Source organism: Gordonia pseudamarae (genome assembly GCF_025273675.1).
GTDB classification, from domain to species: domain Bacteria; phylum Actinomycetota; class Actinomycetes; order Mycobacteriales; family Mycobacteriaceae; genus Gordonia; species Gordonia pseudamarae.
On record NZ_CP045809.1, the window covers coordinates 3,228,169 to 3,241,727 of the forward strand.

Sequence of the window (13,559 nt, forward strand, 5' to 3'; positions counted from 1 at the left end):
CCCGACGGCAACATCCGGATCGTCGACCGCAAGAAGGACCTCGATCATCCGGGGCGGCTACAACGTGTACCCCGGAGACGTCGGCGCCACCGGCACGATCCTCAAGCGCGCCATCGACATCGACGACCTGACCTCCACCGGCTGACTGCCCACCGGCCGCACCTGGTCAGTCCGGCCGGCGCATACCGATGGCGTTGGCCCACAATCGGGTTGCCGTGGACACCAGTTGGTCGATGTCCGCTCCCGAACCGAGCGCGAAGGCCTGATACGCCATACGCGAGACCATGCCCGACAACGCGGCCGCCGCCGAGTCCGGATCGATGTCGGGGTCAGCGAGGCCGCGTTCCTGCAACCGGGCGATCTCGCGGGCGTTGCGTTCGGAGAACACGCTGCCGCGCAGGAGCCGTTGCTCGCGGAACTCGGGGCTGTTGGCAGTCACCTGTTCGAGGACGAGCCGCAGTTTGGCGTTACGCCGGTAGGCCTCGAAGTAGGCGCGGTTGGACGCCTCGAGCACCGCGATCGGGTCGGCGTCGTCGCCGAGATGCGGGGCTCCCGGATGCAGCATGTCCTCATGGGCCTCACTGAAGACCGCGTCGAGGATCTCCTCTTTGCTCTGGAAATAGGTGTAGAAGGTTCCGGTGGAGCAGTTGGCCTCCGCGGTGATGTCGGTGAGCCGCGACTCCTGAAAACCATCGCGCTCGAACACCCTGCGCGCGGCGGCGACCAGTGCGTTCCTGGTGCGCTCACCGCGCGCGGTCACGGGCTGCTTGGGCTTGTCCACCGACTCACCCGCCAGCGAGGGCAACGGCCAGTTCGGTTCCGGCGCGTGCTTCTGTGTCATGTCGGACATCTTCCCAGGTCCAGCGCTGATGGTCGGAGACGACCGGGTCGATGTCATCGCCCGGCACGAAATCTCTCAGATACCGGCTTCGCCGGCCACCGACTGCGCCATCTCGACCAGCGTGTCGACGACGGTCGTGGTGGGCACCCCGCCGGCGGCCCGATTGGACGCGTTGTCCTCGACCCGCTTGAGGATGCCCTGGGCGATGATCGCCACCTTCCACAACCCAAGCGCATGCCAGTACGCCAGGGCCTGCGGGTCGCGCCCGGTGCGCTCGATGTAGTCAGCGGCGAGGGTGGCCCGGTCGGGGAAACCGTCGAGCAACTCCACCGGTACCGCGCTGAGCTGCGGCCCGCCGGGCGCCGGCCAGTACGCCAGGGTGCTGCCGATATCGGCGAGCGGATCGCCCAGGGTGGACAGTTCCCAGTCGAGAACGGCCCGCACCGAGGCGGCCGCCGGGTCGATCATCACGTTGCGGATATGGAAGTCGCCGTGCACCAGTCGTGTCTCGTGCTGCTCGGGCGCGTGGGCCAGAAACCGCCGCGTCAGGTCATCGACGGCCGGGATGTCGCGTGTCCTGGACTTCTCCCACTGCGAACTCCATCGCTTCAGCTGACGTGCCGCGTACGGCTTGTGACTGGCCAGATCGGACAGTCCGACGGCCTCGAGATCGACCTCGTGAATCGTGGCAAGGGTGTCGATCATCGATTTTCCGACCGACCGCCGCTGCTCGACGGTCAGCGCCTCGGCGGCGGGCAGGTTGTCGAGCGCGACGGCCTCGACGAACTCCATCACCACCAGCGGGGCGGGCGCGACGGCGGTATCGGTGCACACGCCGTGGATACGCGGCACCGGCACCGGGGTATCCGCCAGCGCCGACAGGATCCTCGCCTCGCGCACCACATCGTGTGCCGAAGCCAGGAGATTGCCCACGGGCGGGCGCCGCAGCACCCACCGCACATCCCCGGCGGTGAGCAGATAGGTCAGGTTGGATTGCCCGATACCCACCCGGGTCACCGCCACATCGTCCGGAATGTCGATCCCGTTGCCGCGAGACCACCTCCCGAACTCGGCCGGATCCAATTCCGGAATCGTGGCCAACCCTGCCGAACCGTCACTCACCGCGTCTCCCCATTCGTGATTGTTGTTCAGTATTCCGACTATCCGGGTTCCCGTTGTCGGGGTTCCGGTTGTCGGGGTTCCGGCTGTCGGGGTTCCGGCTGTCGGGGTTCCAGAACCCGGAAGCTGTCAGAAACGCGCCGACAGCACGTCATCGGACACGCCGGGAACGGTCTCGGCCAGCGCCTTGACATAGGGCCGCAGCTCACGCCGGGCGATGGCCCGCTTGTGCACCTCGTCGGGGCCGTCGGCCAGACGCAGGGTGCGCAGATGCGCGTAGAACATGGCCAGCGGCACGTCGTCGGTGACGCCCATGCCACCGAACACCTGGATGGCGCGGTCGACGACCGTGAGCGCGATAGTGGGCGCGGCCACCTTGATGGCCGCGATCTCGGTGGCGGCCTTCTTGTTTCCTACGGTGTCCATCATGTGCGCGGCCTTGAGGGTGAGCAGCCGTACCATCTCGATCTCGATGCGCGCCTCGGCGATCCAGTCCTGAATATTGGCCCGGTCGGCGAGCGGCGCGCCGAAGGTGGTGCGCGAGACCGCCCGCCTGCACATCAGTTCCAGTGCGCGTTCGGCCATGCCGATACTGCGCATGCAGTGGTGGATACGGCCCGGCCCGAGTCGGGCCTGCGCGATCGCGAACCCCTCGCCCTCACCCTTGAGCACATCTTTGAGCGGCACCCGCACGTTCTCGAAGATCAACTCGCCGTGGCTTTCCCGGTCCACATAGCCGAAGACGTTCAGGTTGCGCAGGATGGTCAGGCCGGGTGCGTCGGTGGGCACCACCATCATCGACTGCTGCCGGTGGGTGGGCGCCGTCGGGTCCGTCTTCCCCATCACGATCAGAACCTTGCAGTCCGGACGGACAGCGTTGGAGGCAAACCACTTTCGTCCGTTGAGGACGTACTCGTCACCGTCGCGTTCCATCCGCAGTTCCACATTGGTGGCGTCGGAGCTGGCGACGGCCGGCTCGGTCATCGCGAAGGCCGAGGCGATCTCACCGTCGAGCAGCGGCTTGAGGTAGCGCTCCTTGTGCTCGTCGGTGCCGAACAGGGTCAAGACCTCCATATTGCCGGTGTCGGGGGCGTTGCAGTTGAACACCTCGGGTGACCACGGCACGCGGCCGGTGATCTCGGCCAGATGCGAGTACTCCAGGTTGGTCAGGCCCGGCCCCCATTCGGCGTGCGGATGGAACATGTTCCACAGCTCGGCCGCCTTGGCCTTCTTCTTGAGGTCGAGCAAAATCTGCGGTGTGGCATGTGGATTGCCCTGCGCGGCCAGCTCACGCGTCTGCTCCTCGTACACCGATTCGTTGGGGTAGATGTGCTCGTCCATGAACGCCAACAACCGCTGCCGGAAGCCCTCGGCGCGCTCGGACGGCTCGAAAAGTGTGTTCACGTCATCTCCAGATCTTGTCGGGTGTGGTCAGCTCGTCAACGCGCTCAGGTAGCGCTGCATCCCGCGCAACCAGCGGTCGTAGTCAGATCCCTTGTGCCGGTACATGTCCAGCACCTCGGCGTGCGGCAGGATCAGGAAGTGTTCCTCGACGATCGCCGCCAGGACGACGGCGGCCACCTCGTCGGCGGTCAGAACCCGGCCGGCGGTGGTCACCGCACGCTGCATCAGCGCCTGCTCGGCGTCCGTGGGCGCCTCCGAAGGGCGCAGCAGTGCGGTGTCGACGCCCATCGGGCACAGGCAGCTCACCTTCACACCCTGTGCTCCGTAGGTGACGCTGAGCCATTCGGCAAAACCTACGGCCGCGTGTTTGGTGACCGAGTAGGTCGCCGATCCGAGCTGGGTCAGCAGCCCGGCCGCCGATGCGGTGCTGATGAAGTATCCGCTGCCGCGTTCGACCCAGCCCGGCACCAGGCGCCGGGCGGCCCGTACGTGCGCGAGGACGTTGACGTTGAGCGCGGCGTCCCACTGCGCGTCGGTGGCGTGCAGGCCGGGGGCGCCCATGATGCCCGCGTTGGCGAAGTAGAAGTCGACCGGACCGAAGGTGTTCTCGGCCAGTGCCACCACCTCGTCGATGTGTTCGTCGGCGCCGGCGTCACCCGAGGCGAGCGCCACCGCGTCCGGCGGCAGATCGGCGGCAACCCGGGCGACCGCGTCACCGTTGATGTCGGTGAGCACGACCCGCGCCCCACCGTCCACCAGCGCCCGCGCGATCGCGGCCCCGATTCCACCGCCCGCACCGGTCACCACAGCCACCGCACCATTGATCCGCATGGCCCCACCGTAGTTGAATCCGCCTTCAGGTTCAATAGTCGCGGGCCGGCCGGATGCCCGATCACCAACGACAACGGATGCGGTGCCGCCCGACTACGCGGTGAGGATGTCGCGGACGATACCGTCGGCGAGAAGGCGGCCCGAGTCGGTCAGGACCAGGTGGGCACCGGCGTCGCACAGGAGCCCGTCGGCGACGAAGACATCAGCCCCGGCCCGTTCACGATCGGACAATTCCGATACCGGAAGTCCTGTGCGGCAACGGATCTGCAACATCACACGTTCGGTGTGCCGATCCTCGTCGGCAAGTCTCTCGTCGTCGGCGATCGGCAGCGCGCCACCAGCGAGCACACTCGCGTAGCGCGACGGGTGCTTGTGGTTCCACCACCGCACACCGTTGACGTGTGAATGCGCGCCCGGGCCTATCCCCCACCAGTCGTCGCTGTCCCAGTAGGCGATGTTGTGCCGGCACACCGACTCCGGGCCGGACGCCCAGTTCGACACCTCGTACCACTCGAGTCCGGCGGCGGCCAGCCGTGCGTCGATGAGCCGGTAGCGGCGGGCCAGCACGTCGTCGTCGGGGGCGGGCAACTCGCCGCGCCGCACCCGCCGGGCCAGTGCGGTGCCGTCCTCCACGATCAGGGCGTACGCGGACACGTGATCGACCCCCGCGGACAACACGGCGTCGAGGCTGGCCCGCAGGTCGTCGTCGGATTCGCCCGGCGTGCCGTAGATGAGATCGAGGTTGACGTGCTCGAATCCGGCGGCGCGGGCCTCCCGCGCGGCGGCGACGGCCCGGCCGGGGGTGTGCTTGCGATCAAGGACGGCCAGCACGTGCTGAGCGGCCGACTGCATGCCCAGCGATATCCGGGTGTAGCCGGCCTCCCGCAGACCGGCGAAGAACTCCGGCGAGGTGGACTCGGGGTTGGACTCGGTGGTGACCTCGGCACCCGGCGCCAGCTCGAAGGAGCCACGCACGTCGTCGAGCAGCCGGGCGAGCCCCGCGGTGCCGAGCAGCGACGGGGTGCCACCGCCGACGAAGACCGTCGACACCGGCCTCACCGAACCGAGTGCGGCTGCGGCGATGTCCAGTTCGCGGGCCACCGCCTCATGCCACGACGCCGGCGACGCCGACGATCCGAGTTCGCCGGCTGTGTAGGTATTGAAGTCGCAGTAGCCGCAGCGGGAGGCGCAGAACGGCACGTGCAGATAGAGGCCGAAACCCCTCGACGGGTCGGCCGAGCGGCACGCCGACCCGACCGCGGACGTCACCGGTACCGTGGCGGTGTCGATGATGGAACTCACCCGCCCATCATGCGCCCAGTCCTGCGACTATCCCAATCGAGCTTTTGCGTCACCGTGAGGAAAAATAACCCCAAGTAGACGCGGCGGCCCGTCCCGTGGCACCATGGACGGCGTGACTTCTTCCGGGGTGTGGCTGACGATGCGTCGCCACATTGATCTCAAGCGCGTAGCCAGCGCATCCTGTCGTCCTTAGACGACGTGTGACTGTCGCGGATTCCGTCCGCCGCGTTCCCCGGTCCAGTGGCCAGCAGCGCCTTTCGAACCACCGCGACAGATTCTCGGCCCCGAAACAGTCCCCCGCCCGCGCGGGATGCCGCCACGTGATCTTCAGCCCATTTGATCGTGACATGACCCGGCGCTGCGCGCCGACAGGAGACTCCATGACGTCGACCACGGATGCCCTCACCACCCAGGACAGCACCGAACCCTCGGACAGCGCCGTAACCGGTGACCGCACACCCGCGAACGGCGGCACCGCGTCCGACGAGGCCGCCCCGGCAACCCGGCCGCGTACCAGGCCCCGCACGGCCCGGGCCCCGTCCACCGGCGAGGCCCCCGTCCGCCAGCGGACCCCACGCCCGGCCGCCGACGGCGAAGCCCCGCGCGCCCGCACCCCGCGCACACCCGCCGCCGATGGTGAGGAACCCCGCGCCCGCACCCCGCGCACACCAAGGGCAGAGGGTGAGACACCCGCCCGCACCCGGACCCCGCGCGCCGCCGCCACCCCCACCGACGGCGAGGCACCCGCCCGCACCCGGGCACCCCGGACCCCGCGCACCGACGGCGAGGCACCGGCCCGCAAGGCGCGTCCGGTCAAGCGCCGCGCCGAAGGCCAGTGGAAGCTCGGTTACCGCGAGCCGCTGAACCCCAACGAGCAGGCCAAGAAGGACGACCACCCGCTCAACGTTCGCGCCCGCATCGAGAACATCTACGCCAAGAACGGTTTCGACTCGATCGACAAGCAGGACCTGCGCGGCCGGATGCGCTGGTGGGGCCTGTACACCCAGCGCCGCGAGGGCTACGACGGCACCTGGACCGGCGACGAGAACATCGACCTGCTCGAAGACAACCACTTCATGATGCGGATCCGCTGCGACGCCGGCGCGCTGTCGGCCGAGCAGCTGCGCACGCTCGGTCAGCTGTCGACCGAATTCGCCCGCGACACCGCCGACCTGTCCGACCGCGAGAACGTCCAGTACCACTGGATCCGCGTCGAGGACGTGCCCACCATCTGGGAACGTATCGAGGCCGTCGGACTCAAGACCACCCAGGCCTGCGGCGACTGCCCCCGCGTCGTGCTCGGTTCACCACTGGCCGGCGAGGCCGTCGATGAGGTTCTCGACCCCACCCCGGCGATCGACGAGATCGTCCGCCGTTACATCGGCGACAAGAACCTGTCCAACCTGCCGCGCAAGTTCAAGACCGCCATCTCCGGCCTGCAAGATGTGGCGCACGAGATCAACGACATCGCCTTCATCGGTGTCGTCCACCCCGAACACGGCCCAGGTCTGGACCTGTGGGTCGGCGGCGGTCTGTCGACCAACCCGATGCTGGCCCAGCGGGTCGGCGCGTGGGTGCCACTGGACGAGGTCCCTGATGTGTGGGAGGGCGTGTGCTCGATCTTCCGCGACTACGGCTACCGCCGGTTGCGGTCCAAGGCACGGCTGAAGTTCCTCATCAAGGACTGGGGAATCGAGAAGTTCCGCCAGGTCCTCGAGGACGAGTACCTCGGCCGCAAACTCATCGACGGCCCGGCACCCGAACCACTCACCGAACCACGTAACCACGTCGGGGTGCAGAAGCTCAAGAACGGCCTCAATGCCGTCGGTTTCGCCGCCATCGCCGGTCGGGTGTCGGGTACCAAGCTCACCGCCGTCGCCGACGCCGCCGAACGTGCCGGCTCGGACCGGATCCGGTTCACCCCATATCAGAAGCTGATCGTGCTCGATGTGCCCGACGACAAGGTCGATTCGCTCATCTCCGAGCTCGCCGGTCACGGACTGTCGGGCCGCCCGTCCAACTGGCGCCGCAACCTCATGGCGTGCAGCGGAATCGAGTTCTGCAAGCTATCGTTCGTCGAAACCCGCAAGCGCTCCCAGGATCTGGTGCCCGAACTCGAAGAGCGCCTGGCCGATATCAACTCTCAGCTCGACGTTCCGATCACCGTGAACATCAACGGCTGCCCCAACTCGTGCGCGCGTTCGCAGGTCGCCGACATCGGTTTCAAGGGCCAGCTCGTGGAGGACGACAACGGCGGGCAGGTCGAGGGTTTCCAGGTGCACCTGGGCGGAAGCCTCGGCCTGGATTCCGGTTTCGGCCGCAAGCTGCGTCAGCACAAGGTGACCTCCGTCGAACTGGGCGATTACATCGACCGGGTCGTCCGCAATTTCGTCGCACAGCGTGAGCAAGGCGAGCGGTTCGCCCAATGGGCCGTTCGCGCAGACGAGGAGGCACTGCGATGACCACCGGAACCGTGACCCGCACTGGCAGACGGCACAGCGAGGACGAGTTGCGCGCGATCGCCGAGCGGGGTGCCGCCGAACTCGGCACCGACGCCGGCCCGGAGGAGTTGCTGGCCTGGACGGCACGGACATTCGGCGACAACTTCGTGGTGGCCTCCAACATGCAGGATGCCGTCCTGGTCGATCTGGCCGCCAAGCACATCGACACCGACCTGCTCGACGGGCACCCACTCAAGATCCTGTTCCTGGACACCGGCTATCACTTCGTCGAAACCCTCGGCACCCGTGACGCGGTCGAGCAGGTCTACGGCGTGGAGATGGTCAATATCCACCCCGAGCACACCGTCGCCGAACAGGATGAACTGCTGGGCCGCAACCTGTTCTCCCGTGACCCCGGCGAATGCTGCCGGTTGCGGAAGGTGGTGCCGCTCAAGACCAATCTGGCGCGCTACGACGCCTGGGTGACCGGCATCCGCCGCGTCGAGGCACCCACGCGCGCCAATGCCCCGTTGATCTCGTTCGACGAGGGCTTCGGGCTGGTCAAGATCAACCCGATCGCCCCCTGGTCCGACGAGGTGATGCAGGACTACATCGACACCAACGGCGTCCTCGTCAATCTGCTTGTCGACGAGGGTTATCCGTCCATCGGATGCGCCCCGTGCACCGCCAAACCCGAACCCGGATCCGATCCGCGCAGTGGCCGGTGGGCCGGCCGCGCCAAGACAGAATGTGGGCTACACGCATGACCACCATCGATACCAGCAGAGCAGGAGCCGACGTGTTTATCGACGAGCTTCCCCCAGAAGAGATCCACGCCGACGAGTTCACCACGCTGGACGCGCTCGAATCCGAGGCAATCCACATCTTCCGCGAGGTGGCCGGCGAGTTCGAGCGGCCGGTGATCCTGTTCTCCGGCGGCAAGGACTCCACCGTTCTGCTGCACCTGGCGCTCAAGGCGTTCTGGCCGGCACCGCTGCCGTTCGCATTGCTGCACGTGGACACCGGACACAATCTGCCCGAGATCATCCAGTTCCGCGACGAGATCGTCGAACGGCACAACCTGCGCCTGCATGTGGCCTCGGTCGAGGAGTATCTGGCCGACGGCCGCCTCACCGAACGGCCCGACGGCATCCGCAACCCGCTGCAGACCATCCCCCTGCTCGACGCCATCACCGAGAACCGCTTCGACGCGGTGTTCGGCGGCGGTCGCCGCGACGAGGAGCGTTCGCGGGCCAAGGAGCGGATCTTCTCGCTGCGCAACGCCTTCGGCCAGTGGGATCCCAAGCGTCAGCGTCCCGAACTGTGGAACGTGTACAACGGCAAGCACGCGCCGGGTGAGCATGTGCGCGTGTTCCCGCTGAGCAACTGGACCGAACTCGACATCTGGCGCTACATCGCCCGCGAACAGGTCCTGCTCGCTCCGCTGTACTACGCGCACGAGCGCGAGGTGTACGAACGCGACGGCATGTGGATGACCTCCGGTTCGTGGGGCGGGCCCCGCGAAGACGAGACCGTGGAGGTCCGCACAGTGCGCTACCGCACCGTGGGCGACGGATCCACCACCGGCGCAATACTTTCCGATGCAGACACCAACGAGGCCGTCCTCGACGAGGTGGCGGCGTCCCGGCTCACCGAACGCGGCGCCACCCGCGGCGACGACCGGGTCTCCGAGGCCGCGATGGAAGACCGCAAACGCGAAGGATACTTCTGATGAAACACCTCCCCGATCTGCTGCGCATCGCCACGGCGGGCAGCGTCGACGACGGTAAGTCCACCCTGGTCGGACGGCTGCTCTACGACACCAAATCCGTTCTGGCCGACCAGATCGACGCCGTCGTACGCGCATCGGTCGACCGCGGTCTCGACGGCCCCGACCTGTCCCTGCTCGTCGACGGCCTGCGCGCCGAGCGTGAACAGGGCATCACCATCGACGTGGCCTACCGCTATTTCGCCACGCCGCAGCGCTCGTTCGTCCTCGCCGACACCCCCGGCCACGTGCAGTACACCCGCAACACCGTGTCCGGCGCCTCCACCGCACAGCTGGTCATCCTGCTGGTCGACGCCCGCAACGGCGTCGTCGCCCAGACCCGGCGGCACGCCGCGGTGATGGCACTTCTCGGTGTGCCGCAACTGGTTCTGGCGGTCAACAAGATCGATCTGGTGAACAATCCCGCGGAGGTGTTCGCGCAGATCTCGCAGGAGTTCGGCGAACTGACCCGTTCGCTCGGCTGGTCCGATGACCAGGTCATCGAGATCCCGGTGTCGGCACTGCACGGCGACAACGTCGCGATCAAGTCCGACCGCACCCCCTACTACGACGGTCCGACTCTCATCGAGCACCTGGAGACGGTGCCCAACGTCACCGACCGCCGCCAGGTGGGCCTGCGTTTTCCGGTGCAGTACGTCATCCGTCCCCGCACAGCCGAGTACCCCGACTACCGCGGCTATGCCGGACAGATCGCGGCCGGCCGGGTGTCGGTGGGCGACGAGGTGGTGATACTGCCGTCGGGAACGCGCACCACCATCAGCCAGATCGATACCGCCGACGGGCAACTGGCCACCGCGCACACCGGGCGCAGCGTCACCCTGCTGCTCGCCGACGATGTGGATGCCTCCCGCGGTGATGTCATCGCCGCCGTCGCGGACGCTCCCGAGCCGATTCAGCAGTTCACCGCCACGGTGTGCTGGCTGGCCGAGAAGCCGCTGCGCCCGGGTGCCCGGCTGCTCCTCAAACACGGCACCCGCACCACGCAGGCAATCATCGGCGGCCTCGACGCGCTGTTCGACGAGCAGAATCTGACCCTGATCGAGTCACCGAACACGGTGGAACTCAACCAGATCGGCCGTATCACGGTACAGACGGCCGAACCGATCGTCGCCGACGACTACCAGGTGAACCGGGAGAACGGCAGCTTCCTGCTCATCGACCCGCAGGGCGGCAACACCCTGGCCGCGGGCTTGGTGGGCGACGCGTTGGCCCCACTGCACCTGCAGCAGGCCGAACTCGTCTGACGGCTGTGCCCGTCGATTCTCCCCGGCTGCTGCTCGTCGCGCACGGGAGCCGCGATCCTCGGTTCGCGGCCACCGCGCGACGGGTGACGGCATCGGTCGCCTCGGCGATGCCCGGTGTCGATGTCGAACTGGCATACCTCGATCTGAACGAACCGACCATCGGTGAGGCGATCGAGCGGTCCGGCGACTGTGTGGTCGTCCCGCTGCTGTTCGCCGAAGGATTCCACTCCAAGATCGATCTGCCGGCGATCATCGCCGAACATTCCCTTCCGGGTCGCCGGGTGGTCCAGACCCCGGTGATCGGTTCTCATCCGTTGGCCCGCGCGCTCGCCGACCGGCTGGCCGAAGCGGGCCTGTGCGACGGCGACGGCGTACTGCTGTGCGCCGTCGGTTCGTCCGACGCGGGCGCCGACCGGCATGTCCGGCACCGCGCCATCGAACTGTCGACACTGCTGCACCGGCCCGTCGAGGTCGTGTTCGCCACCAAACTCGGATCGGGTGAACACGAGCTGCTGTCCGCGGTCCGGCGGCTGAAAGCCACCGGTGCGCGGCGCATCGCGCTCAGCCCCTACTTCCTGTCGGCGGGTCTGCTCACCGAACGCGTCGACACCGCCCTCGACCGGTTGTGCCCCGACGCCCTGGTTGCCGGCCCCCTCGGCGCACACCCCGATGTGGTCAGCGCGGTCACCGACCTGTACGCCGACGCCGCCGGGTTCGGTCCGGCGTCCGACGGCCGGGCCGACGAGCTCGTCCCCGAAGGTCTCCGATCCTGCTGAGGCCTATGCCCGCCCACGGGCATAGGCTCACACCATGCGGGATTTCATCACCGATGTCGACGGTGCACGGCTTTCGGGCGAAACCTCCGAGGCACCGGCCGTCGTGCTGGTGCACGGGATGGCCGGTGACCGGTACGACTGGAACATGCTCGTCGACACGCTTCCGGACTCGCTCGCGCTCCTGCGCTACGACCTTCGCGGGTTCGGTGCGTCCACGGCGACCGACGGCGTCACGTTTTCACATTCGGACGATCTGATCGCCGTGCTCGATGCCCAGGGCATCGACCGCGCCGTCCTGGTGGGGGTGTCGATGGGCGGTGCGATCGTCGCCAACACCGCGCTCAACCATCCCGATCGGGTGTCGGGCCTGGTGCTGATCAGCCCGGGACTGATCGGCTGGCGCTGGTCCCGCGACTGGCGCACCCGCTGGAGGGACGTCGCCGCACTGGTCCGGGCCGGCGACATCGATGCCGCCCGATCTCTGTGGTGGGCGCACCCGATGTTCGACGCGGTACGGGAAACCTCCGGTGCCGGCGACCTGAGAGAGGCCCTGGACCGCTATCACGGCCGGCAATGGCTCGGCGACGACCAGCGTCCCGAACTCCCCGACATCGAACGCCTGCACACCCTCCGGACGCCGACCGTCCTGCTCAGCGGTGGCCGGGATGTCGAGGACATGCGCCTGATCGCCGACACCATCTCCGCCGCCGCACCGAACGTCGAGCGCATCGACCTCCCCGACGCCGGCCACATGCTGCACCGGGAACGCCCCGCCGACGTCGCCGCCGCCATCACCCGCCTCACCCGGCCGATACTCAGACGGTCGTGAGGGCCGGGACCTTGGTGGCGCGGGCGTAGATCTGCTCGCCGGTGACCAGGTTCAGCGCGTTGGCGTCACCACGGGTGATCTGTGCGGCGAACTCCTCTCCCGAGGCCAACGACGTGAGCTCGACGCGGGTCTCGAAACCGAGGTGAACCACCCGGTCGACGGTGGCCTTGATGACGCCGGTGTCGAGCTTGGCGTCGGCGGCGGGCAGGGCGAGTTCGGGGTTGCGGCCGATCCGGATGTCGTGCGGACGCACCAGCTCGCCGTTGAGCCGGACGGTCTGTCCGAGGAATGAGGCGACGAACTCGTTGGCCGGGCGGTCGTACAGGTCGTCGGGTGAGCCGACCTGCTCGATGCGTCCCTTGTTGAGTACCGCGATCCGGTCGGACACGTCGAGCGCCTCCTGCTGGTCGTGGGTCACCAGCACGGTGGTCACTCCGACGTCTTCGTGCAGGCGACGCAACCATTTGCGCAGGTCATCGCGGACCTTGGCGTCGAGGGCGCCGAACGGCTCGTCGAGCAGCAACACCTGCGGATCGACCGCGAGTGCCCGGGCCAGCGCCATACGCTGGCGCTGACCGCCCGAAAGCTGTGCCGGATAGCGCTTCTGGAAGCCGGCGAGCCCGACGATCTCCAGCAGTTCGTCGACCTTGGCATCGACCTCGGTCTTGGGCCGCTTGCGGATCTTGAGCCCGAACGCCACATTGTCGCGGACGGTGAGGTGTTTGAACGCGGCGTAGTGCTGGAACACGAACCCGATGTCGCGCTTCTGCGGGGACGCGGTGGACACATCATTGCCCTTGATCACCACAGTGCCCGAGTCGAGTGCGTCGAGTCCCGCGATGGCGCGCAGCAGTGTCGACTTCCCCGAACCGGACGGTCCGAGCAGCGATGTGAGCGAGCCTTCGGGGATCTCGATCGACACGTCGTCGAGTGCGGCGAAATCTCCGTAGCGCTTGTTGGCGCCGGTCACTGTGATGGACATG

13 protein-coding genes are annotated in these 13,559 nt (G+C 67.7%); 7 read left to right on the forward strand and 6 right to left on the reverse strand.

Annotated elements, in window-relative coordinates; translation table 11 throughout:
* Positions 1-166: 166 nt before the first annotated feature.
* The 5 genes from GII31_RS14230 to hemW form a co-directional block, all read right to left on the reverse strand.
* Complete coding sequence (locus GII31_RS14230) at positions 167-841, reverse strand: TetR/AcrR family transcriptional regulator (RefSeq protein WP_213244074.1); 675 nt, start codon at positions 839-841, stop codon at positions 167-169.
* Positions 842-916: 75 nt separating this feature from the next.
* Positions 917-1,963 carry a phosphotransferase family protein gene (locus GII31_RS14235; RefSeq protein ID WP_407649819.1) on the reverse strand — a complete coding sequence of 349 codons (1,047 nt, stop codon included), beginning with the start codon at positions 1,961-1,963 and terminating at the stop codon, positions 917-919.
* A 126-nt stretch (positions 1,964-2,089) separates the two neighbouring features.
* On the reverse strand, positions 2,090-3,364 hold the full coding sequence (locus GII31_RS14240) for an acyl-CoA dehydrogenase family protein (RefSeq protein WP_213244076.1): 1,275 nt from the start codon (positions 3,362-3,364) through the stop codon (positions 2,090-2,092).
* A 27-nt stretch (positions 3,365-3,391) separates the two neighbouring features.
* Positions 3,392-4,195: an SDR family oxidoreductase gene (locus GII31_RS14245; RefSeq protein WP_213244078.1), complete on the reverse strand. Its 804-nt coding sequence runs from the start codon at positions 4,193-4,195 to the stop codon at positions 3,392-3,394.
* A 93-nt stretch (positions 4,196-4,288) separates the two neighbouring features.
* Positions 4,289-5,488: a radical SAM family heme chaperone HemW gene (hemW, locus tag GII31_RS14250; protein ID WP_213250418.1), complete on the reverse strand. Its 1,200-nt coding sequence runs from the start codon at positions 5,486-5,488 to the stop codon at positions 4,289-4,291.
* 112 nt (positions 5,489-5,600) lie between these two features.
* Here hemW and GII31_RS22620 point away from each other — a divergent pair, with 112 nt between their 5' ends.
* From GII31_RS22620 to GII31_RS14280, 7 genes are all read left to right on the forward strand, one after another.
* Complete coding sequence (locus GII31_RS22620; RefSeq protein ID WP_353735616.1) at positions 5,601-5,690, forward strand: putative leader peptide; 90 nt, start codon at positions 5,601-5,603, stop codon at positions 5,688-5,690.
* A 187-nt stretch (positions 5,691-5,877) separates the two neighbouring features.
* Positions 5,878-7,959 (forward strand): nitrite/sulfite reductase, encoded by a 2,082-nt coding sequence (locus GII31_RS14255; RefSeq protein ID WP_260839999.1) that lies wholly within the window; start codon positions 5,878-5,880, stop codon positions 7,957-7,959.
* On the forward strand, positions 7,956-8,705 hold the full coding sequence (locus tag GII31_RS14260; protein WP_213244080.1) for a phosphoadenylyl-sulfate reductase: 750 nt from the start codon (positions 7,956-7,958) through the stop codon (positions 8,703-8,705). Before GII31_RS14255 ends, GII31_RS14260 begins: the two co-directional genes overlap by 4 nt.
* The gene (gene cysD, locus GII31_RS14265) at positions 8,687-9,670 is read left to right on the forward strand and encodes a sulfate adenylyltransferase subunit CysD (RefSeq protein ID WP_407649820.1); all 984 of its coding nucleotides are present in this window, start codon (positions 8,687-8,689) and stop codon (positions 9,668-9,670) included. Before GII31_RS14260 ends, cysD begins: the two co-directional genes overlap by 19 nt.
* Complete coding sequence (locus GII31_RS14270; protein ID WP_213244084.1) at positions 9,670-10,971, forward strand: sulfate adenylyltransferase subunit 1; 1,302 nt, start codon at positions 9,670-9,672, stop codon at positions 10,969-10,971. The genes cysD and GII31_RS14270 overlap by 1 nt, the downstream gene beginning before the upstream one ends.
* A gap of 5 nt (positions 10,972-10,976) precedes the next feature.
* A complete protein-coding gene (locus tag GII31_RS14275; RefSeq protein WP_213244086.1) occupies positions 10,977-11,747 on the forward strand; it encodes a sirohydrochlorin chelatase in 771 nt (256 codons plus the stop codon).
* Between the two features lie 34 nt (positions 11,748-11,781).
* Complete coding sequence (locus GII31_RS14280; protein ID WP_213244088.1) at positions 11,782-12,576, forward strand: alpha/beta fold hydrolase; 795 nt, start codon at positions 11,782-11,784, stop codon at positions 12,574-12,576.
* Here the strand turns inward: GII31_RS14280 and GII31_RS14285 are convergent.
* A complete protein-coding gene (locus tag GII31_RS14285) occupies positions 12,563-13,558 on the reverse strand; it encodes a sulfate/molybdate ABC transporter ATP-binding protein (RefSeq protein WP_213244090.1) in 996 nt (331 codons plus the stop codon). The genes GII31_RS14280 and GII31_RS14285 overlap by 14 nt on opposite strands.
* Between the last annotated feature and the right edge of the window lies 1 nt (position 13,559).